The organism is Skermanella stibiiresistens SB22 (assembly GCF_000576635.1).
GTDB classification, from domain to species: Bacteria; Pseudomonadota; Alphaproteobacteria; order Azospirillales; family Azospirillaceae; genus Skermanella; species Skermanella stibiiresistens.
Window position 1 is genome coordinate 384,895 of record NZ_AVFL01000002.1, and the last position, 22,385, is coordinate 407,279.

24 protein-coding genes are annotated in these 22,385 nt (G+C 65.3%); 18 read left to right on the top strand and 6 right to left on the bottom strand.

What is annotated here, in order from left to right; genetic code table 11:
• Positions 1-17: 17 nt before the first annotated feature.
• The 3 genes from N825_RS04395 (at position 18) to N825_RS38685 (ending at position 2,707) form a co-directional block, all read left to right on the top strand.
• Positions 18-323, top strand: coding sequence for a DUF485 domain-containing protein (locus N825_RS04395; RefSeq protein ID WP_037447353.1), 306 nt, complete (start codon positions 18-20; stop codon positions 321-323).
• Positions 320-2,023 carry a cation acetate symporter gene (locus N825_RS04400; RefSeq protein WP_051511525.1) on the top strand — a complete coding sequence of 568 codons (1,704 nt, stop codon included), beginning with the start codon at positions 320-322 and terminating at the stop codon, positions 2,021-2,023. Before N825_RS04395 ends, N825_RS04400 begins: the two co-directional genes overlap by 4 nt.
• A 225-nt stretch (positions 2,024-2,248) precedes the next feature.
• On the top strand, positions 2,249-2,707 hold the full coding sequence (locus tag N825_RS38685; RefSeq protein WP_037447355.1) for a DUF2934 domain-containing protein: 459 nt from the start codon (positions 2,249-2,251) through the stop codon (positions 2,705-2,707).
• Positions 2,708-2,769: 62 nt separating this feature from the next.
• Here N825_RS38685 and N825_RS04410 read toward each other — a convergent pair whose 3' ends face one another.
• Both N825_RS04410 and N825_RS04415 read right to left on the bottom strand, forming a co-directional pair.
• Entirely contained in the window at positions 2,770-3,516 is a 747-nt protein-coding gene (locus N825_RS04410; RefSeq protein WP_198038174.1) for an Rpn family recombination-promoting nuclease/putative transposase, read from the bottom strand.
• Between the two features lie 229 nt (positions 3,517-3,745).
• Entirely contained in the window at positions 3,746-4,423 is a 678-nt protein-coding gene (locus N825_RS04415) for a FadR/GntR family transcriptional regulator (protein ID WP_037447361.1), read from the bottom strand.
• A 203-nt stretch (positions 4,424-4,626) separates the two neighbouring features.
• On the opposite strand from N825_RS04415, the gene N825_RS04420 reads away from it, so the two are divergent.
• From N825_RS04420 to N825_RS04480, 13 genes are all read left to right on the top strand, one after another.
• The gene (locus tag N825_RS04420) at positions 4,627-5,634 is read left to right on the top strand and encodes an ABC transporter substrate-binding protein (RefSeq protein WP_051511526.1); all 1,008 of its coding nucleotides are present in this window, start codon (positions 4,627-4,629) and stop codon (positions 5,632-5,634) included.
• A gap of 33 nt (positions 5,635-5,667) precedes the next feature.
• A complete protein-coding gene (locus N825_RS04425; RefSeq protein ID WP_037447364.1) occupies positions 5,668-6,495 on the top strand; it encodes an ABC transporter permease in 828 nt (275 codons plus the stop codon).
• The gene (locus N825_RS04430) at positions 6,495-7,298 is read left to right on the top strand and encodes an ABC transporter ATP-binding protein (protein ID WP_051511527.1); all 804 of its coding nucleotides are present in this window, start codon (positions 6,495-6,497) and stop codon (positions 7,296-7,298) included. Before N825_RS04425 ends, N825_RS04430 begins: the two co-directional genes overlap by 1 nt.
• A 22-nt stretch (positions 7,299-7,320) precedes the next feature.
• A complete protein-coding gene (locus N825_RS04435; protein ID WP_037447367.1) occupies positions 7,321-8,076 on the top strand; it encodes an ABC transporter permease in 756 nt (251 codons plus the stop codon).
• Positions 8,073-8,774, top strand: coding sequence for a fumarylacetoacetate hydrolase family protein (locus tag N825_RS04440; RefSeq protein WP_037447369.1), 702 nt, complete (start codon positions 8,073-8,075; stop codon positions 8,772-8,774). The genes N825_RS04435 and N825_RS04440 overlap by 4 nt, the downstream gene beginning before the upstream one ends.
• Before the next feature lie 126 nt (positions 8,775-8,900).
• The gene (locus N825_RS04445) at positions 8,901-10,079 is read left to right on the top strand and encodes an aminotransferase (RefSeq protein WP_157618972.1); all 1,179 of its coding nucleotides are present in this window, start codon (positions 8,901-8,903) and stop codon (positions 10,077-10,079) included.
• Positions 10,080-10,091: 12 nt separating this feature from the next.
• Complete coding sequence (gene speB, locus N825_RS04450; RefSeq protein WP_037447373.1) at positions 10,092-11,144, top strand: agmatinase; 1,053 nt, start codon at positions 10,092-10,094, stop codon at positions 11,142-11,144.
• Between the two features lie 40 nt (positions 11,145-11,184).
• A complete protein-coding gene (locus N825_RS04455) occupies positions 11,185-12,276 on the top strand; it encodes an ABC transporter substrate-binding protein (protein ID WP_037447375.1) in 1,092 nt (363 codons plus the stop codon).
• A 22-nt stretch (positions 12,277-12,298) separates the two neighbouring features.
• On the top strand, positions 12,299-13,333 hold the full coding sequence (locus N825_RS04460) for an ABC transporter ATP-binding protein (protein ID WP_037447377.1): 1,035 nt from the start codon (positions 12,299-12,301) through the stop codon (positions 13,331-13,333).
• Positions 13,330-14,184, top strand: a complete 855-nt coding sequence (locus N825_RS04465) for an ABC transporter permease (protein ID WP_037447379.1) — start codon at positions 13,330-13,332, stop codon at positions 14,182-14,184. The genes N825_RS04460 and N825_RS04465 overlap by 4 nt, the downstream gene beginning before the upstream one ends.
• Entirely contained in the window at positions 14,181-14,981 is an 801-nt protein-coding gene (locus tag N825_RS04470) for an ABC transporter permease (protein WP_037447381.1), read from the top strand. Before N825_RS04465 ends, N825_RS04470 begins: the two co-directional genes overlap by 4 nt.
• Positions 14,978-15,793: a carbon-nitrogen hydrolase family protein gene (locus tag N825_RS04475; protein ID WP_211098375.1), complete on the top strand. Its 816-nt coding sequence runs from the start codon at positions 14,978-14,980 to the stop codon at positions 15,791-15,793. The genes N825_RS04470 and N825_RS04475 overlap by 4 nt, the downstream gene beginning before the upstream one ends.
• A 14-nt stretch (positions 15,794-15,807) precedes the next feature.
• Positions 15,808-17,046: a PQQ-dependent sugar dehydrogenase gene (locus tag N825_RS04480; RefSeq protein ID WP_051511528.1), complete on the top strand. Its 1,239-nt coding sequence runs from the start codon at positions 15,808-15,810 to the stop codon at positions 17,044-17,046.
• Position 17,047: 1 nt separating this feature from the next.
• Here N825_RS04480 and N825_RS04485 read toward each other — a convergent pair whose 3' ends face one another.
• Positions 17,048-17,470, bottom strand: a complete 423-nt coding sequence (locus N825_RS04485) for a hypothetical protein (protein ID WP_037447386.1) — start codon at positions 17,468-17,470, stop codon at positions 17,048-17,050.
• Positions 17,471-17,664: 194 nt separating this feature from the next.
• On the opposite strand from N825_RS04485, the gene N825_RS04490 reads away from it, so the two are divergent.
• Entirely contained in the window at positions 17,665-18,513 is an 849-nt protein-coding gene (locus N825_RS04490) for a carbohydrate kinase family protein (protein ID WP_037447388.1), read from the top strand.
• Between the two features lie 15 nt (positions 18,514-18,528).
• On the opposite strand, the gene N825_RS04495 is transcribed toward N825_RS04490, so the two are convergent.
• Positions 18,529-20,079: a Ppx/GppA phosphatase family protein gene (locus tag N825_RS04495; RefSeq protein ID WP_051511529.1), complete on the bottom strand. Its 1,551-nt coding sequence runs from the start codon at positions 20,077-20,079 to the stop codon at positions 18,529-18,531.
• A gap of 130 nt (positions 20,080-20,209) precedes the next feature.
• Positions 20,210-20,650, bottom strand: a complete 441-nt coding sequence (locus N825_RS04500) for a CBS domain-containing protein (RefSeq protein WP_037447390.1) — start codon at positions 20,648-20,650, stop codon at positions 20,210-20,212.
• Positions 20,651-21,072: 422 nt separating this feature from the next.
• On the opposite strand from N825_RS04500, the gene N825_RS36200 reads away from it, so the two are divergent.
• Positions 21,073-21,564, top strand: coding sequence for a GerW family sporulation protein (locus tag N825_RS36200; RefSeq protein WP_051511530.1), 492 nt, complete (start codon positions 21,073-21,075; stop codon positions 21,562-21,564).
• A gap of 17 nt (positions 21,565-21,581) precedes the next feature.
• On the opposite strand, the gene N825_RS04510 is transcribed toward N825_RS36200, so the two are convergent.
• Positions 21,582-22,289: a glutathione binding-like protein gene (locus tag N825_RS04510; RefSeq protein ID WP_037447393.1), complete on the bottom strand. Its 708-nt coding sequence runs from the start codon at positions 22,287-22,289 to the stop codon at positions 21,582-21,584.
• Between the last annotated feature and the right edge of the window lie 96 nt (positions 22,290-22,385).

Here is a 22,385-nt window from a genome sequence, read left to right on the forward strand (position 1 = left end):
TTCCGAGGAGACCCCAGATGCAACAAGAACTGACTCGAAAGATCAGGAACAATCCAAAATTCGCCGAGTTAACGCAAAAGCGAACTAAATTCGGCTGGCAATTGTCCATCCTGATGCTCCTGCTCTACTACGGCTTCATTCTTATCGTCGCCTTCGTGCCTTCCCTTCTCGGCGTCCCGGTGTATGGCGTCATCACGCTGGGTATCCCATTCGGTCTCGTGATCATCGTCTCGGCCTTCCTGCTGACCGGTATCTATGTCCGACGGGCGAACACGGAATTCGACGAGTTGAACCGTCAGATCATCGAGGAGAGCAGGCGATGAGGCGCATCCCGCACGCATTGGCGGCACTCACCGCGGCACCGGTCCTGACGCTGTCGGGCGGCGTGTTCGCCGCCGACGCGATCAGCGGCGCGGTCCAGCAGCAGGCGACCAATTGGACCGCCATCGTCATGTTCCTGATCTTCGTGGCGGGCACGCTCGGGATCACCTACTGGGCGGCGTCCAAGACCAAGTCGGCCAAGGATTTCTACGCGGCCGGCGGCGGCATCACCGGCTTCCAGAACGGCTTGGCGATCGCCGGCGACTACATGTCGGCGGCCTCGTTCCTGGGCATCTCGGCGCTGGTCTACACCTCGGGCTTCGACGGGTTGATCTACTCGATCGGCTTCCTGGTCGGCTGGCCGATCATCCTGTTCCTGATCGCGGAGCAGCTGCGCAACCTCGGCAAGTACACCTTCGCCGACGTGGCGTCCTACCGCCTCCAGCAGACCCCCATCCGCACCTTGGCGGCCTCGGGCTCGCTGGTCGTCGTGGCGCTCTACCTGATCGCCCAGATGGTCGGCGCCGGCAAGCTGATCCAGCTGCTGTTCGGCCTGCAATACATCTACGCCGTGGTGCTGGTGGGCGTGCTGATGATCCTCTACGTCACCTTCGGCGGCATGCTGGCCACCACCTGGGTGCAGATCATCAAGGCGATCCTGCTGCTGTCCGGCGCCTCGTTCATGGCGCTGATGGTGCTGGTCAACTACAACTTCAACATCGGGGCCCTGTTCCAGGCCGCGGTCGACATGCATCCGAAGCACGTCGCCATCATGCAGCCGGGAACGCTGGTCGCCGATCCCATATCCGCGATCTCGCTGGGCATCGCGCTGATGTTCGGCACCGCCGGCCTGCCGCACATCCTGATGCGCTTCTTCACCGTCGCCGACGCCAAGGAGGCCCGCAAGTCGGTCTTCTACGCCACCGGCTTCATCGGCTACTTCTACATCCTGACCTTCATCATCGGCTTCGGCGCCATCGTCCTGCTGATGAACAATCCGGAGTTCTTCCGCCCCGGGCCGGACGGCACGATCAACCCGATCACCAACATGCTGGGCGGCACCAACATGGCCGCCATCCACTTGGCCCGCGCGGTCGGCGGCGACCTTTTCCTGGGCTTCATCTCGGCCGTCGCCTTCGCCACGATCCTGGCCGTGGTGTCGGGCCTGACGCTGGCGGGAGCGTCCGCCGTGTCACACGATCTCTACGCCTCGGTGTTCCGCCGCGGCCGGGTGAACGAGCAGCAGGAGATCCGGGTTTCCAAGATCGCGACCGTGTGCCTCGGCATCCTGGCCATCGTGCTGGGCATTGCGTTCGAGCAACAGAACATCGCCTTCATGGTCGGCTTAGCCTTCGCCATCGCCGCCTCGGCCAACTTTCCGATCATTTTCCTGTCGATGTTCTGGAAGAAGCTGACGACGCGCGGCGCCTTGATCGGCGGCTTCATGGGCTTGATCAGCGCCACCGTGATGGTCATTCTCGGCCCGACGGTATGGGAAAGCGTGCTCGCCCACCCCAAGGGCAGCGCTCCGTTCCCCTACGACAACCCGGCGATCTTCTCGGTCCCGCTCGCCTTCATCGCGACGTGGCTGTTCTCGGTCACCGACAAGAGCCGGAACGCGGCCAGCGAGGAGGCGGCCTTCGAGGCCCAGTATATCCGCTCGCAGACGGGAATCGGAGCGGAGGGAGCTTCCGCCCACTGATACCGACGGCCCTGATAACGTTGGAAACTCCCTGACTTAAGACATAGACGCCCCCGGAAGAATACTTCCGGGGGCGTCTTGTCGCTGGCTTTGAACGCGGTGGTGATCCGTTCTCGCGTTACTTAGCGCTATAAACGTCGATTTCGCTTTCCTGGAACATCGTGAGGTGGCATGTGTTTTCGGCCGAAACACCATACGCTAGAACCACTTGCCGAGGAGGTCGTCATGTCGCCGGAACAGGAAGAGCGGATCAAGAATCGCGCCTATGAGATCTGGGAGCGCGAAGGTCGGCCGGACGGCCGCGGCGACGACCACTGGCGGATGGCGGTTCAGGAAATCCGGGCCGAGGATGGCTGGGTCGATGACGCGGCGGATCCCGCCGGACCGACCAGCTCCCCCGTCGCCGCGGAGCAACCAGCCGAAGCGCCAAAACCCGCGAAGCCCCGGGCGCGCAAGGCGGCCGCTCCCAAGAAGGAAGTGGCTCCCAAGGCCGCCGCGCCTGAAGTGACAACCGAGGAGCCCGCGGCGGAGGCGTCGAAGGCGAAGCCCCGCAAGGCCGCTTCGAAGGTGAAGGAGCCCGCGGTCATCGAGGAGCCGGCGGTCGCGGAACCGAAGACCAAGTCCCGCAAAGCGGCCGCACCCAAGGTGGCCGCCGAGAAGCCGAAGAAGTCAGCGAAGTCCTGAACCGCCAAGTCCCGAACGGATAGTCGCGATGAACCCGGAGACCGCCACGACCTTTGGTGGTCTCAACCCTTCTCCGGGTTCATCACCTGATCGAGGCTGGTCGCTTCCATGGCGCGGCATACCCAGGTGGAGATCCGGTCCGAGTCCGACCGTGAGATTCTTGCCCTGACGTCGTTCGGCACCGGGCCGAAGCGGTATTCGAGGATGTCGAGCAGCAGTTCGGCTTTGCCCTTGGCCTCGCCTTCGGCCAAGCCCTCGGCCACACCCTGCGCCCGCCCCTCCGCCTTGCCATCGGCTTTGCCGTCGGCATAAAGCCTTTCAGCCAAAGTGGTCACTTCACCACGCTCCTCTTCCGTCAAGGGTGCCGACAGAAGTTCGACGGTCGCCCTGTCCAAGTCATTATATACGTTGATCATGTAGATCAAAAGCTGGACCATCCGGTCGTCGCGATAGACCTCGGTGGTCGCCAAGGCGAGCAGGCGCCGCCGGAAGTCGGATGGTCCTCGCGCCAGCTTCATGACGGCGAACCCGAATCGCAGGAATGGATCGCGCGATAGGTCACGGTCCTCGACAGTCCGCATGTCGAACAGGACATAGGAGAACGTCGGCACGAAGGGGCGGAGTTCCGGGCCGACGTCGTAGAGCCCGGCATAGTTGGGTGGCTCCGACCATGGCTTGGTTCCGTGACAGATCACCAGCGGAATCCCCGGAGGCAAAGGCGTTCCGCCGCCTCTGGCGAGATGGCTATGAAGAAACAAACTAACGGAATAGTAGCCGTAGGTCGGGTAGAGCGCGGCGGCACCCGACACCAACTCGCCTGCTTGTCGGGTGCCGCCGCGCTCTACCCGACCTACGGTTAATCCCGGTTCGACGAAACAAACGTTGGAACTGTCTCATCCGAGGCTGGTCAAATTTCGGCACCGGTGGCCACTTTGACCCGACAGCGCAATGAATCGTTCTGGACCGCATGCCTCCGTAGGCGCAAGGGGCCACGGCCGCGCCAAACCGTCGCTGATGATGACCCCCCCCTGGCGCCCGCTACTGCTGCTGGTTCAACAGCTTACGCTCCACCGTCTGTAGGTGTTGCCGCATCATCCGGGCCGCCCGGTCCATGTCCCGATCCGCGATGGCGGCGACGACCTCCTCGTGTTCGGCGTAGCTGTGGTGTCCGGGATCGGGCTTGGTCCGGTTCACCCGCAGCCTGCCCCAAACCACCGCGCGCCGGACGGCGTTCAGCGTGTCGAACATGGCGAGCAACAGCGTGTTGCGGGTCGACTCAGCGATCAGGCGGTGCAGCCTGTTGTCCCAGCTCTCGTATTGCCGCCAAGTCGCTGCGGAGCGCGAGCGCGCCATGCAGGTCCTCATCTCCGCGATGTCGGCGGCGGTGGCGTTCAGAGCGGCGACGCGGGCGATCTCCGGTTCGATCAGCAGCCGGGTCTGCATGACCTCCGCCGGATTGGTTCGGCTGGTGGTTACCGACAGGTCCGCCAAGCTCTCGGTCGGGCGGCTGCCGATGAAGGTGCCCTTGCCGACATGGCGCCATAATTGACCTTCCGCCTCCAGGGTCGCCAAGGCCTTCCGCAGTTCACCCCGGCTGACGCCGAGTTGCTGGCAGAGGTCCCGCTCCGGTGGCAAGCGGCTGTCGACCGACAGCGGCGCCTGCGCCAGCAAGGCTCGGAGTTGGGTCAGCGTGCCCTGTGGATCGACACCATTCATGATCAGTGACCTCAACCAATAAAGGGATTGGTTTCGATCATCCTCATACATGTGGCTGGAATCAAGCCAAATCCGTTGACTCTCCCTCGGACCAATGCGTACCATTAATTAATTGGTGAATAATGGTTGGGATCAACCCGACCGGCGGGCTCGGCCCGCACTAAACCAATGACTGGCTCATCTATAGGGAGGAAGCCAAGACCATGTTCAACAGCAACCCCTTGTCCCATGCGGCTCGCGCCGCGGCGGCTTTGGCCTTGACGCTCGGCTTGTCCCTGGCGCCGATGGAAGCGGACGCGGCCGGCAAGATCCGGATCGCCTTCGGCGATATCGCGTCGGTCGAAGCCCTGGGCTTCCTGACGGCGATAGAGCGCGCCAAGGAGCGCGGCGTCGATATCGACATCTCGTACCTGAAGTCGGAGGACATCGCGGCCCAGGCCGTGGTCGGCGGGCAGGCCGACATCGGGGTCGGAACACCCTACGCGTTGCTTCAGAAGGTGCGGGCGCCCATCCGGATCTTCTACCAGATGAGCACGCTGCGCTTCTATCCAGTGGTCAACACGGAATTCTACCAGGACTGGAAGGACTTGAACGGACAGGAGATCGCGGTCCACTCCCGCGGGTCGGGCACCGAGGCGATCATGACCCTGCTGGCGCGCAAGAACGGCATCAAGTACGGCCAAGTCAGCTACGTTCCAGGGTCGGAAGTCCGCACTGGCGCGCTGCTCCAAGGCAATGTCAAGGCGACCATCGTGGACTCGGCCGGCTGGCGCTTGCTCCAGGCGAAGGCTCCCGGCAAGTTCAAGGTCCTGCCGGTCGAAGGCATCGACGCCAGCGACGAGGCGCTCTATGCCAACACCAACTTCCTCGATAAGGAAAAGGAGTCGGTCGCGATCCTGACCGAGGAACTGCTCAACACCTTCCGCGAGATCAACGCGAAGCCGGAGGTGGTCACCGAGTTCCGCCAGAAATACAACCTCGCCCCTGATCTGCCGTCCGAAGTGGTCGAAGATATCGGCCCCTACTACAAGGACGCCGCCGATGTCGGACTGTTCCCGGCCAATGGCGGAGGTGAGGACGCGGCCAAGGACGATTTCGAGTTCTACACCGTCGCCGGGCAGTTGCAGGGCGAACCGGCCAGCCTGAAGGTGGCCGATTTCTGGACCCTGGAGCCACTGACCCAGGCGCTCCAGAAGGTCGGCCAGCGCTAGCGGTGCCGCACGGACGGATAGGAACACTCCACGATGTCCCAGCTTCTCGCCCGTGGTACGGGGATGCCGGTGGGGCCAACCCCCTCCTTCATCCGCTGGATCGCCACCCGCGACCACACCTTGTTCTGGCGGTTGCTCTCCCTGGCGCTGTTCTGCGGCGCCTGGGAGGTGGCGGGCCAGATCCCGGTCAATTACGCCCTGCCGCCGTTCTCGCAAACCTTCATGGCTTTCGTCGGCATGCTGGCGGATGGCAGCCTGCTCTCCGCCTACGCCACGACGCTCCAGCCGCTGGTGATCGGCATCGTCATCTCAGCCGTCATCGGCGTGGCCGTCGGCGTCCTGATGGGGCTCCGACCCCTGGCCGAGTGGCTGGCCGCACCCGTGTTCATCGTGATGCAGGCTGCGCCGATGGCGGCGCTGATACCGCTCATCACCTTCGTCTACGGCATCGGCATGACGTCGAAGGTGCTGGCGGTGACGGTGCTGGCGCTGCCGGTGATCGTGCTCAACTGCTACAAGGCGGTTCGCAACGTCAACCCGTCGCTGGTCGCCATGTGCCGCTCGTTCCAGGGAACGCGGTGGCAGCAGGTGGCGAAGATCGTCATCCCCGACGCCAGCCCGCTGATCTTCGCCGGTCTCCGGCTCGGCATCTCCGCCGGGTTCATTGGCATCGTCCTTGCCGAGTTGCTGATCACGCCGACCGGCATCGGCGACCTGATCACCTATCACCGCTCGGTCGCCAACTACGCCGAGATGTACGCGACCATCGCGTCCATCATCGTCTTTTCCGCGGTCACGGTCGGGGGCTTGCAGCGCCTCGAAGTGTCCCTGTTCCGCCCTGAGAAAAGGGAGATCGCCTGATGCAGGCCGTCCTGCCCCGAGCGTGGGAAACCCCCGTTCCAGCGAAGCCCGACAACATCGTCGAGGTTCGCGGCCTGTCCAAGTTCTACGGAAGCTTCGAGGCCCTCAAGGAGATCGATCTCGATTTCCCGCGCGGCGAGTTGATCTCGCTGCTGGGTCCCAGCGGCTGCGGCAAGACCACCTTGCTGAAGATGATCGCGGGTCTGCTCCAGCCGACCGCCGGCCAAGTGCTGGTCAAGGGCAAGCCGGTCACCGGTCCTGGTCCCGAACGCGCCTTCGTGTTCCAGGACTTCGCCCTCATGCCGTGGGCGACCGTCATCCGCAACGTCGCCTTCGGACTGGAACTACGGGGGATGCCCAAGGCCCAGCGCCACGAGATCGCGCGGCGCTACATCGCCGAGGTCGGCCTCGCCGGTTTCGAGGAGCGCTATCCCCACGAGCTGTCGGGCGGCATGCGCCAGCGCGTCGGCCTGGCGCGGGCGCTCGCGGTCGACGCCGACGTCCTGCTGATGGACGAGCCATTCTCGGCCGTGGACGAGCAGACCCGCCGCAAGTTCCAGGAGGACCTGCTCAGCCTGCGCCGGGTCCAGCGCAAGACCTTCATCTTCGTGACCCACAGCATCGAAGAGGCGGTCTACGTCTCGGATCGGATCGTGTTGCTGTCGCGCCGGCCCGGCCGCGTCTCCCGCATCATCGAGCCCGATATCCCGCGTGACGGTACCCCCGACGAGATCCGCCGCGACCGCCGTTACCTCGACACGATCGAGGATATCTGGGACGGTCTCAAGCGGTTCGTCGATTGAACGGGGTGGGGGAGCACACGCCATGACGCTGTTTGGCCACCGCGTTCCGATGATGTCCTCGCTGCTTGTCTGGTGCCTGCTGTGGGAGTTGATTGGCCGCCTCGACCTGATGTTCCTGGTGCCGCCGTTCACCGCCGTGCTGGCGGCGATGGTGGAACTGGTGCAGTCCCGCCAGTTCCTGGCCGCGACCGCCATCACGCTCCGCAGCTTCGCCGTGGGCATGGCGCTGGCGATCGTGGTCGGCGTGGCGCTGGGCGTGCTGATGGGCAGGTTCCGCGCCGCCGACCGCCTGCTCGGCATGTGGGTGAACCTGTTCGTCAGCGCTCCGCTCTCGGCGCTGGTGCCGATCCTGATGATCCTGTTCGGCTTGGGCGACACCACCATCATCGCGACGGTCTTCATGTTCGCGGTCTGGATCATCGTCCTGGACACCCAGGCCGGGGTGAAGCACATCTCCGGTTCCCTGGTCGAGATGAGCAAGTCGTTCGGCGCCAAGCCGCGCGACGTCTACCTGAAAATCCTGCTGTGGGCGGCCCTGCCGGAAATCCTGGCCGGTATCCGCCTCGGCATGATCCGCGGGGTGAAGGGAGTGGTGATCGGGCAGTTGCTCGTCTCGGTCATCGGCTATGGTGAGTTGTTCGAACTGTACTCCCGCAATTTCCTGATGGAGCGGTTCTGGGCCCTGACCATCCTCGTCTTCGCTTTCGCCATCCTGGTGTCCGAATTGGTCGGCGCCATCGAGAAACGCATCGAATATTACGCTGGAGTCCGTCAATGAGTGTCAACAACACCGGCCGCTGGGCCTTCGAACCCGCCGCCATCCCCAGTCTGCCGATCCGCGGCTCCGACGCGCTGTTCCCGGTCCATCGCATCTACTGCATCGGCCGCAACTTCGCCGCCCACGCCATCGAAATGGGCCACGATCCCAACCGCGAGCCGCCGTTCTTCTTCCAGAAGAACCCGGACAATCTGGTGACCGACGGCAAGTTCCCGTATCCGGACAAGTCAGACGACGTGCATTTCGAGATCGAGCTGGTGGTGGCGCTGGCCAAGGGCGGCAAGAACATCCCGATCGCCCAGGCGCTCGAGCATGTCTATGGCTATGGCGTCGGTCTCGACATGACCCGGCGCGACCTCCAGGGCGAGGCCAAGAAGCTGGGCCGCCCGTGGGAGATCGGCAAGGCGTTCGACGCGTCGGCTCCCTGCACGGCGATCATCCCGGCGTCCGAGATCGGCCATCCCGCCAACGGCCGCGTCTGGATGCGGTGCGATGACGAGCAGCGGCAGGAAGGCGACCTGAACCAGATGATCTGGAAGGTGCCGGAGATGATCAGCTACCTGTCGGACTACTTCACGCTGGCCGCTGGCGACTTGATCTTCACCGGAACGCCGGCGGGTGTCGGTGCCGTCAAGCGCGGCAACGTGCTGGTCGGCGGTGTCGACGGCGTCACGGAGTTGACCGTCACCGTGGTCTGATCGCTGGCGGTTCGAACCTTGGGAGAGGGAGCATCGTTCGTTAACGATGCTCCCTGGATTTCACCTGTGTGACGCTGTATCAGGGTATGACCGGCCGCTTCGAAGTCCCGCGCCTGGAGTACCCTGGTGACACGCGTCAACCCACTTCTCCTCGACACATCCAGCCCGCCGATCCCCCTGGCGCAAGGCTGGGCCAGGCGCTACGCCGGCACCCGCGGCCCGTTGATCGACTTGGCGCAGGCGGTGCCCGGGTATCCTCCGCATCCCGAGATCCTGGAAGCCCTTGCCGCTGCGGCCTCGTCGCCACTGATGGCGGGTTACGGTGCGATCCTAGGCGACCAGGACCTGCGGGACCGCTACGCCGCCCATGTCGGCCAGACCTTCGACACCGCCATCCGGCCCGGTGAGGTCGCGATCACATCCGGCTGCAATCAGGCGTTCTTCGTCGCGGTGCTGGCGCTGGCGAAAGCGGGCGAGGCGATCATCCTGCCGACGCCGTGGTACTTCAATCACAAGATGACGCTGGACATGCTCGGCATCGAGGCGCGGGCGGTGCCGGCCTCGGCGGAGGACGGCTTCGTCCCCGACCCCGACCGGATCGCCGCCGCGATCGACGAGCGGGTCCGCGCCGTCGTCCTGATCAGCCCGAACAATCCGACCGGCGCCGTCTATCCGCCTGAGACGCTGGCGGCGATCTTCCGGGTCTGCCGGGAACGGGGCGTGGCGCTGGTGCTGGACGAGACCTACCGGGACTTCCTGGCCGACGCGGGGACGAAGCCCCACGGGTTGTTCGACGATCCGGATTGGCGCGACACATTGGTCGAACTCTACAGCTTCTCCAAGTCCTTCTGCATTCCCGGTCACCGTCTTGGCGCCGTCATCGCGGGCGAGGAGTTCCTGGCCGAGTTCGCCAAGGTGATGGACTGCGTCCAAATCTGCGCGCCGCGCGCCGGACAGCACGCGCTGGCGGCGACGCTGGAGCCCATGACGGCGTGGCGCGAGGAGAACCGCCGCGAGATCATCGGCCGGGCCGCCGCGTTCAGGCAGGCGGCAGGCCGGCTCGATGGCTGGCGGCTCGACGCCATCGGCGCGTACTTCGCCTTCCTCCGCCATCCGTTCGACGCCAAGGCAGCCGATGTGGCGGAGCGTCTGGCGGTGGACCGCGGCGTGCTGTGCCTGCCCGGCAGCTATTTTGGCCCTGGCAACGAGCACCATCTCCGCATTGCCTTCGCCAATGCCGACAGGGCCGCGATCGAGAGCCTGCCCGACCGCTTCCTGAACCTGACCACAGGCTGGAACCAATAGGAAGTTTGCTTGATGAACCAGGACGAATTGGAGCGCCTGCGCGCGAAATACGGCTCCCTCGACGGCGGCGGGGTCTTCGATCCAACCTTCCGCAAGGTGGCCGACACGATCTTCTCCAAGTCCGGCACCCGCGTGGCTCCCTATGCCGGGATGCCGACTCTCCTGGCGGCTCCGCACCGCGCGATCGACCCGGAGGCGCCCGACTTCGGCGACCTCCAAGTGGCGATGTTGGGCGTGCCGATGGACCTGGGCGTCACCAACCGGACCGGCTCCCGGTTCGGCCCGCGGGCGCTTCGGGGCATCGAGCGGATCGGGCCCTACAATCATGTGCTCCAAGCCGCACCGCTGGCGGAGTTGCGCGTGGCCGACATCGGCGACGTGCCGTTCCGCAGCCGCTTCAGCCTGGACCTGTCGCACGAGGACATCGAAGCCCACCTGGGCAAGATCGTCGGGGCCGGCGTCGCTCCCCTGTCGGTCGGCGGCGATCACTCGATCTCGCTGCCGATCCTGAAGGCGCTGGGCAAGGATCGTCCCGTTGGCATGATCCACATCGACGCCCATTGCGACACCAGCGGTGGCTTCGACCAGACCAAGTTCCACCACGGCGGCCCCTTCCGGCAGGCCGTGCTCGAAGGCGTGCTGGATCCCAAGCGGACCATCCAGATCGGCATCCGGGGCTCGTCCGAGTTCCTATGGGAATTCTCCTACGATAGCGGCATGACGGTCATCCACGCCGAGGAGTTGGGCGGCCTGGGCATGGCGGCGGTGATCGAGCGCGCGCGTTCGGTGGTCGGCGACGGCCCGACCTATGTCTCGTTCGACATCGACAGCCTCGATCCCGCCTTCGCGCCAGGGACCGGAACACCCGAGATCGGCGGCTTGACCACGCGCGAGGCGCAGGAACTGCTGCGGGGCTTGAAGGGCCTGGACATCGTAGGCGGCGATGTCGTCGAGGTGGCGCCCCAGTACGACTCCACCACCAACACGGCGCAGGCCGGCGCTCAGATGCTGTTCGAGATACTCAGCCTGATGGTCTTCAGCCCCTCGATCGGCTCCCGGCGATAATAAAGACCCTAAGAAAAATCGAGGACAGGAAGGTGAACCGATGACCGAGACGACAAAGACCGGGATCACCCGGCGTACCGTTCTGGCGGGAGCCGCCGCTGGCGCCGCGCTGCTCGCCATGCCGTCGATCCTGAGGGCGGCGGACCGCTCGCTGAAGATCGGCGTCTACGGCGGCTACTTCCAGGAATCCTTCGACGAGCACATCTTCCCGGACTTCACCAGCGCCACCGGGATCGAGGTCCAGTCGATCTCGGAACCGACGGGAGAGGCGTGGCTGGTCCAGCTGTCGCAGGCGGCCAGGGCGGGACAGGCGCCGGCCGACGTGTCGATGATGTCCCAGGTCGCGATGCTGAAGGGGCAGGCGATCGATCTTTGGTCGCCGCTCGATCAGGCCAAGCTGCCGAACCTGAAGAACCTGCTGCCGCAATTCGTTAACAAGTACCCGGACGGCCGGATCGCGGGTGTCGGGGCGGTCGCGTGGTACATCACGCTGGTGACCAACACCGATGTCTTCCCCGAGGCGCCGACCTCCTGGGCCGCGTTGTGGGACCCGGCGAACAAGGATCGCCTGGGCCTGCTGGCGCTGGTTTCCAACTCGTTCCTGCTGGAGGTGACGGCCAGGACCTTCTTTGGCGGCCCCGCCAAGCTCGACACCGAGGATGGCATCCTGGAGGTCATGAACAAGTTGGCCGAACTCAAGCCCAACGTCCGGCTATGGTACCGCGACGAGGCGCAGTTCGAGCAGGCGCTGAAATCGGGCGAGATCCCAATGGGGCAGTATTATCATGACGTGACCGGCTTGGCCGCCGCCGACGGCAACCCCGTCCGCTCCACATTCCCCACGGAAGGCGGCATCCTCGACAGCGGCTGCTGGGCGGTCTCCGCCGCGTCCAAGAAGTCCGCCGAGGCCCACGAGTTCATCAACTACATGAGCGATCCCGCCATCCAGGCGAAGCTGACGCGGAACGTCGGCACCGCGCCAACCGTGGCGCGCAGCCTGACCGACCTGACCGACAAGGAGTTTGGCGCCGCGTCCTCCGAGATCGCGCCGATCATTCCACGCTACGACCTGTACCAGACCAAGTCCGACTGGCTGAACCAGAAGTGGACGGAACTGATCGTCGCCGGCTGATCCATTAGAAACGGAGCAATCCATGTCCGGCTTGGTTCTGGAGGGCATCTCCAAGAGCTTCAACGGCGTGAGCGCCGTCGATCACGTCGATCTCGCCGTTCCCAACGGAACCTTCGTCTGCATGCTCGGGCCGTCCGGCTGTGGTAAGACGACCTTGCTGCGCACGATCGCCGGGCTGGAGGAACCGACCTCCGGCCGCATCCTGATCGACGGTGCCGACATCACCGCGGTGCCGGCCCATAAGCGGAACTTCGGCATGGTGTTCCAGTCGCTGGCCCTGTTCCCGCACTTGAACGTCGGCGAGAACATCGCGTATCCGCTGAGGATCCGAAGCGTCGGCCGGGCGGAGCGGGTGAAACGCGCCGAGGAGTTGCTGGCGCTGGTCGATCTGCGTGGCTACGCCGACCGGCCCGTCGCTCGGCTGTCGGGTGGACAGCGCCAGCGTGTCGCCATAGCCCGCGCGCTCGCCCTGTCGCCCAAGCTGTTCCTGCTCGACGAGCCGTTGTCCGCCTTGGACGCCAAGTTGAGGGAGGCGATGCAGGTCGAGCTGCGGAAACTCCAGCAGCGCCTCGGCATCACCACGATCGTGGTGACCCACGACCAGCGTGAGGCCATGACCATGGCCGATCTGGTGGTCGTGATGGGCCAGGGCCGGATCCAGCAGGCTGCGTCGCCGGTCGAGATCTACCGCAAGCCGGTCAACGCCTTCGTGGCGGACTTCATCGGTTCGACCAACCTGATCGCCGTTCAGGGGAGCGGGCAGGGGGTGACGGCTCCCGGCGGCACCATTCCGGGCGTCGTCCTGGCGCCGGGGCAAACCAGCGCCACCCTGTCTGTCCGGCCGGAGGATATCCATTTGGTCCCCGTTGGCGAGGCTCCCCTGACCGGAACGATCAGCTTCATCCGCGACCTTGGCGCCAGCATCGAAACCTTCGTCGATGCAGGCGGCACCCAGATCGTGGCGGTGGCGTCGCCGCGCGACCGGGCGGAATTCCGGGTGGGCGACACCGTCGGGCTTCGGCTCGCCCCCGAGTCCTGCCGGGTACTGGCGTCGTGAGGCTGGAGCCACCCCGCCGGGCTTTGGACTACGCGCCGCTGGTCTTTCCCGCCGTCATGCTGACCGTGTTCTTCGTGGTGCCGTTCGGCATCATGGTGATGGTCAGCTTCTTCCAGCGGCAGCCGGCCGGCTTCTACACGCCCGCCTTCGTTTTCGCCAGCTACGAGCGGTTCCTGACCGCCTTCTTCGGGGGCGTGCTGGGATTCTCCCTGGGTCTGGCGGCGCTGGTGGCGCTGATCTGCGTTGTCATCGGTTTTCCGTTCACCTACGAGCTGGCGCGGGCGCGCCGGTCGGTCCAGGTCGTTTGGCTGGTGGCACTGCTCTCCATCCTGTCGCTGTCGGAGGTCGTCATCGGCTTCGCCTGGTCGACCTTGCTATCGCGCACCGCCGGGATCTCCAACCTGCTGGTCTGGCTCGGTCTGATGGAGAAGCCGACGGCCTTGACACCGAACTTCGGCGCCGTGCTGACCGGCATGGTCTATCAGGCGCTGCCTTATACCGTCCTCGTGCTCTACCCGGCCATGGCGCGGCTGGACCCGACCCTGATGGAGGCGTCGCGCACGCTCGGCGCACCGCCGCTGAAGGCGTTCCTGACGGTCGTGGTGCCGGCGCTGCGCAACACGATCCTGGCGACCTTCATCATGGTTTTCGTCTTCGCGCTTGGCTCCTACCTGCTGCCCCAACTGCTGGGCCGGCCGCAGCATTGGACGCTGTCGGTGCTGATCACCGATCAGGCGATCTACCAGTCCAACATGCCGTTCGCCGCGGCCATGGCGGTCTTCCTGGTGCTGGTCACGCTGGCCTTGGTCGGCCTGTCGCTGCTGGTCGGACGGAAGGAGATCGCGGCATGAGCGCCACCCTCTTCCGCCGCTGCCTGTTCACCCTGGTGGCGGTGTTCCTGGCGGCTCCCCTGATCGTGATCGCCGGGGTCTCGGTCAACGGGCAGCGGACGCTGGTCTTCCCGCCGGTGGGATTCTCCACCCGCTGGTATGGCGACATCTTCGCCGACGCCGCATGGCGGAGCGCCCTGACCGCGTCGGTGACGGTCGCGACGCTTGCGGCCGCCTTGGCGGTCGCGGTGGCCTTTCCGCTCTCGTGGTTCCTGTGGCGGCGCCACGCGCCGTGGGCGAGGGTGTTCCAGATCCTCGGCACGGCGCCTTTCGTCCTGCCGCCCGTCATCACCGCGCTGGGCTTCCTGACCTTCTGGACCTCGGTCGGAGCCTATGGCCAGCCGTGGACCGTCGTAATCGCCCACGGGATCTTCTTCGTCACCCTTCCCCTTGTGACGTTGTCCCTGGGTTTCGCGTCGATCGACCGGGCCCTGGTCGAGGCGGCCTCCACCATGGGCGCCGACGACCGCACGATCCTGCGGACGATCGTGCTGCCACTGATCCGGCCCTACCTGATTTCCGGCTTCGCCTTCGCGTTCGTGCTGTCGCTGAACGAGTACATCGTCGCCTACATGGCGGTCGGCTTCACGCTGGAAACCCTGCCGATCAAGATCTTCAACTCGCTGCGCTATGGCTACACGCCGACAATGGCGGCGGTCAGCATCCTGTTCGTGGCGGTCGCGGCCTTGATCTTCGGCCTGATCGCCCGCTTCGGCGATCTGCCCAAGCTGCTGGGCGCCTGGAGTTCACGGAATTGACCAAGTCACCCCTGCGACTGGCACTTCTCCAAATGGAGGCGACCGTCGGTGACGTCGCCGCCAATCTGGAGCGTGTCGCCAAGGCCGCGGCGGAGGCCGCCGAACGGGGCGCAGCCTGCCTATTGGCTCCCGAACTGGCGCTGACCGGCTACGGGGCCGGTGCCGCGATCACGGCCCTGGCCGAGCCCGCCGATGGGGGACAGGTGGCGAGTCTCGCCGCCATCGCGGCCCGGACCGGCGTCGCGGTCGTCTGCGGTTTCGCCGAGGCCGCCGACGGTGTGGTCTATAATAGCGCCGCAGCGGTGTCGCCGGATGGCACCCGCCGGACTTACCGCAAACTTCACCTCTACGGTGACTACGAGAGGGCGCTGTTCCGCCCGGGCTCGACCCCGCCGGAACCCTTTCAACTAGGGGGTCTGCGGGCCGGGCTGCTGATCTGCTACGATGTCGAGTTCCCCGAGATGGTTCGCCACTTGGCGGTCGCCGGGGCCGATTTGATCCTGGTGCCGACCGCCTTGCCGGCTGCCCAGCACGCGGCGTTCACCGCCCGCTCCGTGGTGCCGGTGCGCGCTTTCGAGAACCAAATCTTCGTGGCCTACGCCAATCACGCGGGCGGCGATGGCGCCTTCACTTATGCCGGAATGTCCGGGATCACGGCACCTGACGGCACCGACCTGGCCCGCGCGGATGCCACCGGGGAAACCATGCTGATCGCCGACCTCGATCCCCATGGTTTCGACTCTTCACGGGACGCGAACCCGTACCTGATCGACCGCCGAATGCGTTTCACCAGCGGACCCTACGAAGCCTGAAGAGGAACGCTCCCATGACCGCGACCCCCCTGTCGGAACCCACCGTTCCACCGCTGCCGGAGCCCTACCAAACTCCGTCGGCGCTGAATTTCTCCACCGTCGTCGGCTGGCCCGACGGAGCGAAGCCGACGGCGCCCGAAGGCTTCGAGGTGACGCTCTACGCCGATGGTCTCGACTATCCGCGCTGGTTCCACCTGTTGCCCAACGGCGATCTCCTGGTGTCGGAAGCCCGCAGCCAGCTGAAGCCGAGCCATGACCGGGATTCGCCGGCGATCCAGGGTGACCAGCGGTCCCGCGCGCTGGGTGAAAGCGCGAACCGGATCACCCTGCTGCGCGACGCCGACGGCGATGGTTTCCCGGAGATCCGCGAGACCTTCCTGGAAGGCATGAACCAACCCTTCGGCATGGCATTGCTGGGCGACACGCTCTACGTCGCCAACACAGACGGCGTCTTGGCCTTCCCCTACGTCACGGGACAGACCCGGATGGAGGCCAAGGGCGTCAAGATCCTCGACCTTCCCGCCGGAGGCTACAACAATCACTGGACCCGCAACATCCGCGTCGGCCCGGATGGGACCAAGCTCTATGTCACGGTCGGGTCGGCCAGCAACGTGGCGGAGCATGGCATCGAGGAGGAACACCGGCGCGCGGCGATCCTGGAGATCAACCCTGACGGCTCCGGCGAGCGCCTGTTCGCCAGCGGTCTCCGCAACCCCGTGGGGCTGGACTGGGAGCCGGAGACCGGCGTCATGTGGACGGCGGTCAACGAGCGCGACGAACTCGGTGACGAGTTGGTCCCCGACTACATGACCAGCGTGCGCGACGGCGGATTCTATGGCTGGCCCTATGCCTATTTCGGCAAGATCGAGGACCCGCGCCTGCGCGGACAGCGACCGGACTTGGTCGCCCAGTCGATCGTACCGGACATGGCGCTCGGCTCCCACACCGCGTCGCTCGGACTGACCTTCTACAGAGGAACGGCCTTCCCCGAGCGCTATCGCGGCGGAGCCTTCATCGGCCAGCATGGCTCGTGGAACCGGTCGGAGTTGTCGGGCTACAAGGTGCTGTTCGTGCCCTTCGCCAACGGGCGGCCCAGCGGTCCCGGCGAGGATTTCCTCGGCGGATTCGTCGCCGAACGCTCGAGGAGCGAGGTCTACGGCCGGCCCTGCGGTGTCGCCGAATTGCCCGACGGTTCCCTGCTGGTCGCCGACGATGCGGGAGACAGGATCTGGCGCGTCGCCGCAAAATCGTGAGTCAAGCGGTGCCAGACGCCGGCGTCATGCCGGCTTCCACCGCGAAGTCCAGTTGCAGGCTGACGAGATCGATGCCGCGTTGGTCCGGCTCGATCTCCGCCAGCAGGAAGGGACCATAATCCGCCTGCTCGGTGCGGGCGATCAGGACCACGCCGGCGGGGAGCACGATGACCTGCCACAACACGTCCTCGTGTTCCCGGCTGGCCGTGACCGGATCGATGCCGCTGGCGCCATGCGCCGCCATCCGGGAAAACGAAACCATGCCGGCGGCGTCGCGCATGGCTGGCCGGTATGACGGGTGGCGCGACAGCGCCGTGTCGCCCATCAGCGGCGGCAGGTCCAGCGTGGCGATGATCCTGGGACCGAAAGGCGTGTCGCGCAGGCTGCCGTCGATCACCACGGCCGGAGCGCCCAGATCACGCATGATAGAGCGGCAATGCGCCAGCAGGGGGCGCCAAAGCGGCGGCGGATTGGATACGACGACGGGTATGCATCGAGCCATTCCCCAAAGGTAGGCACCCAGGGACGGAAAATCGAGAGCGGTTGACCAGGAGGCGGTCGGCCTCCGATGATCATCCGCGGAATTTCCTGTCCCGAACCTCAGTCGAACACGTTGTCATGGCACTCATCCAGATCGCGGCCCGCATCAATTTCGACGTTGTCGTCCGTCTAGACGGCGTCGTCTCCAGCGGTGCCCAACTCAAAGCCCGATTCGATCCAGGTCGGCTGGGCGGCGGGGGAGCGAACACCGGCGTGGCGCTGGCCTATGCCGGCCATGAGGTGGCGTTGTTCGCGGAGGTCGGCGACGACGCCAGCGGAGCGTCGATGCTGGATGAACTCGTGGCGACCGGCATCGACGTGTCGCGGGTCCGCAGGCTCCGCGGCCCAACGCCTCCGGTTCTGGTGCTGCTCGATCCCGAGGGGGAGCGCACCATCATCCGGGGCTCTCCCAGGGAGGCGGGGGCGACTGTGCTACCGGCGGTGAACGAACGCGCCGACGCCCTCTACGTCAAGACCCATGGGGCGGATGTGGTGGAGTTGCTGCGCGAGCGCATCGCCTCCTGCCTCGTGGTGAGCCACGCACCTCCCGCCGAAACAACCGACTGGCCCGCGCATGTGATCGTGGATTCGGCGGCCCACATGGGGGCGTCGGCCCTGGCCGACCCCTATGCCGCTGGCCACGCCTGGGCGGGGGATGCCTTGCGCTGGATGGTCGTCACCGATGGCTCCAGGGGAGCGACTGCGTTCGGACCCGCTGGTGCCGTTCATGTTCGGGCCACGCCAGCCGAAGTGGTGGATAGCACCGGCGCCGGTGACGTCTTCACCGCGGGGCTGATCCACGGATTGCTAACCGGGATGCCGATCGAGGACGCCTTGCGGATCGGCACGCGCTGGGCGGCGCTGGCCGTCACGTCGCCCACCTCTGTGCCGCCGCCATCGCTCCGCGAACTGGTCCAGCAAAGCTGAACCACCGAGGACGGATCAAGCCGCGCCGAACTCGGTGTTCGGCACGCCCAGGATCTTGGCCAATTGCTTCATCCGCATCTGGACGGCGTCACTGTCGGGTACATCCTCGCTGCCCGCCGCGATCTCCAGCCGCACCGTGTCGGTGGTGATCCGCAGGCTCGCGGTATCCAGAATCTCCGGAACGCTGCCGGAAAACCGATGGCCGAGTTGGAGCGTGCGTCCCAGGATCTGGGCTCGGCGGTGGACGCTGGGCGTCACCAATGACACCGCTGGCTGCAAACACGGATCATCCTGCTTGCCGCCGTGGCGGGCGTGCAGCGTGGCGGCCAGGAAAACGCGCTCGGCGTGCGTCAGCCCGATCAGCGGGAAGTGGACGATCCGCTGGAAGCACTGCTGCGCCTTGACGTCGGCGTGATCGGCCCAAGCGATGTCCGACAGGGCGCAAGCTGCCAGCCGGAGCCGCCGCTCATCCGCCGTCTCATCAGGAAACAGCGTGTTGGTCCACCGGACCAGAGCCGGGGCGAAGGCGGGCACGCGGGCGACCGGAAGGCCGAAGGCTTGCGCGCCGTCGATCAGCGGATCACGCCGCTGGAGTTCAGGCTTGAGTTGCGAGTAGAGCCATCCCTCCCGAACGCCCAGCGCGGAGAAGACCACCCGTTCGGGCTTGAGCGCCTTCAGCACTCGGTCCATCACCAGCGCGGCCGCCGGCAGATTGCGCGCGCGTCGCCCCGAGACCCCTGGCAGGGCAGAGATCTTATCGGGAGCCATGCGCCATATCGTCTTCGCGAAACTCCGCAACTCGCCGGCGTCGACATCGTAGCCGTGGGCGACCTTCAGCGGGGCGCCGACCGACTCCATGTGGGCGCGCGCCAAGGCGCGCCAGCCACCGCCTACCGCGAAGAACACCGGCTTGGTCAGCAGTGGCGGCAACTGGCCCTTCATGATCTCGTCGATCCGCCGCTTGGCGCCGTCGCCAAGTTCGGCGAGCAACGCCTCGACCGGAAGCGCTCCCAGTGGCAGGCTGACCGACCGCTCACCGACCTTGTCCTCCAGCGCCTCAGCCACCTCCAGGCTGCCGCCGCCCATGTCGCCGACGAGGCCCTTGGGCCTGTGGAAGCCCGACACGACACCCAGCGTCGCGAAATGAGCTTCCTCGGTTCCGCTCAGAAGCCTGATCCCGCGTCCGGAACGCTCCTTGATCGCCTGGATCAGGCTATCGCCATTGGTGGCGCGGCGGACCGCTTCGGTCGCGATGATGTCGATCCTGTTCGCTCCCATCGCCTCGGCGATGACGCAGAAGCGATGGACCGCCTGAACCGCGCAGGCCATGGCGTCTTCCGCCAACTTCCCGGTCTTGTCGAGACCGGCTCCCAGCCCGCAGAGCGATTTCTCGTTGAAGCGGGGCAGGGGGGCTCGCCCCAGGTCATTGTAGACGACCAAGCGGACCGAATTCGATCCGATGTCGATCACCGCGTAGTGGGTGTGATCGGCTGACAGGAACTCGCTGGGATCCAGCTCCTGCGTGGCGTTCGCCAGATCGGCGCGAGGATTGTTGGCGTCGAGCATCTGTCTCTCCGGTGGCTGGCTGGAGCCATCATCCTTCAACTCCGGTCCGACGGCTTTGATCCAAACCGCCGGAGAGACAATCGAAAAAATATCGGCCGAAAAGAATTCAGCGGCGTCTTGTCTCGGAGGATCAAACCTTCAGGAGCGTCAGATCGCGGAGAACGGCAACCTCGCTCGCCTGCTCGTCCAGTCGGGCCTTGACCGCGTCACCGATCGACACCACGCCCAGCAACTCGCCGGCGGCGTCACACACCGGGACATGGCGATGGCGGCGCAGCGTCATCATCTTCATGAGATCCTTGACCGACTCGGTCGGCAAGCAAGTCCTGACCTCCTTGGTCATCCGATCCTCGACGCGTTCGGCCAGGGCGGCGGTTCCCCGATCGGCGAGGGCGCGGACAATGTCACGCTCTGACAGGATGCCGGCCAGCTTGCCCCGGCGATCGCGCACGACGACGGCGCCGATGCGCTTCTCGGTCAACAGCTTGGCCGCCGATTCCAGCGTCTCGGACGGCAGGATGGATACGATGGTGCGGCCCTTGTGGTTCAGGAGATCGGAAACGCTGGTCATGTCTTCCCCAGTGGGCCGCAGCGCGGGTGAACGGACCGCCGCCCTTCATGATGGTTGAAACACCACGGGCTTCGGCGCATCGCCCGCATTCAAGCGAAATGCGGGAAATCACCTTGGACGAGCCGGAGCCGGATGGATCGCGGATGCCGATGATCGGCGGCACGTGGTAACCCATTGGGATATTTTAACATCGTGCATCATTCATCGGCAATTACCTTCTTTTGAGTCGGCGCTCTTGCGCAAGGATATTTCCCGCCATGCGGAACCCTGTTCCGTGATCCGCAGAGGCGCGCCACCGGCTCAAGGCGTCGTGATACACACCCGCGTGGTCGTGCGAGTGGGCCATCATGAACCTATAAGAAGAAGATGGATGGATTGGTGCTTCTCATGGTAATGACGCGTGACCACCGTGGAGACCGATCATGCTCAAGAATCCATTCATCACCGATCCTACTCAGGATCTGATGATTTCAACGCTCGCGGAATTCGAGAGGATCTTGGGCAAGGGAGTGGCGGGCGAACCGATCAAGGTCGGCGATACGACGCTGATACCGATCTACGTGACGACCTTTGGCATCGGCGTTGGCGGCGGATCGGTTTTCGGTGAGACGGTCGGCGGTGGCGGTGGCGGCGGAGGCGGTACCGTTCCTTGCGCGATCGTCATCGTCGAACGGGACGGTGTGCGGATCCAGCATTTCGACTCGGGGTTCGTCTCATCGGCCACCAAGTCGCATACCGACATGGCGTCGGATGTCAGCAACCGTCATTCCCAGGCGAAACCGCGGACCTCGGCGGTCCCTGAGCCCGCGCCGATGACGGCGTCGATCGCCCCGCCGGTGTCAACCACGCCGGCCACCACCACGACGGCGACCCTCGCGGAGGGCACCGGCGCGACGGTGGCCGAACCCGCCTGAACCCGGCTTGAGGTGCCTTACTTCGCGCCGCCGGGCAAGTTGGCCGCGGTCTGGCCGAACATGATCTTCTTGGCTTCCTCGCTCATGGTCGGCTGGGTGTTGATCTCCTTGGCGCGATCATAGGCCCGGACGACGGCGGGCCGCTCCCGGATAGCCTCGAACCAGCGCTTGAGGTTCGGGAAATCGTCCAGGTTCTGCTGCTGGCGCTCATACGGGACGATCCACGGATAGGCCGCCATGTCGGCGATCGAGTAGTCGCCCGCGACGAACTCGCGGTCGGCCAGACGCCGGTCGAGCACGCCATAGAGCCGGTTGGTCTCCTTGACGTAGCGTTCCATGGCATAAGGAATGCGCTCCGGAGCGTATTGGACGAAATGGTGGTTCTGGCCAGCCATGGGGCCCAGGCCGCCCATCTGCCACATCAGCCATTGCAGAACCTCGGCCCGCCCGCGTGGGTCGGTCGGCAGGAAACGCCCGGATTTCTCCGCCAGATAGATCAGGATCGCGCCGGACTCGAAGACGGAGATCGGCTCGCCGCCGCCGGTGGGGTCCCGGTCTAGGATCGCCGGGATCCTGTTGTTCGGGGCGATCTTCAGGAATTCGGGTTTGAACTGGTCGCCCGTGCTGATGTTGACCGGGAAGATGGTGTAGGGAAGCCCGGCTTCCTCCAGGAAAATCGTGACCTTGTGACCGTTGGGAGTCGTCCAGTAATGCAGGTCGATCATTGCGATTGCCTTCCGAACATGAGAAGCGTCTAGGATTATGGACTGATCATTCCATAACATGGTCAGCCATACCCGGCAACCACTCACCCGCGTGTC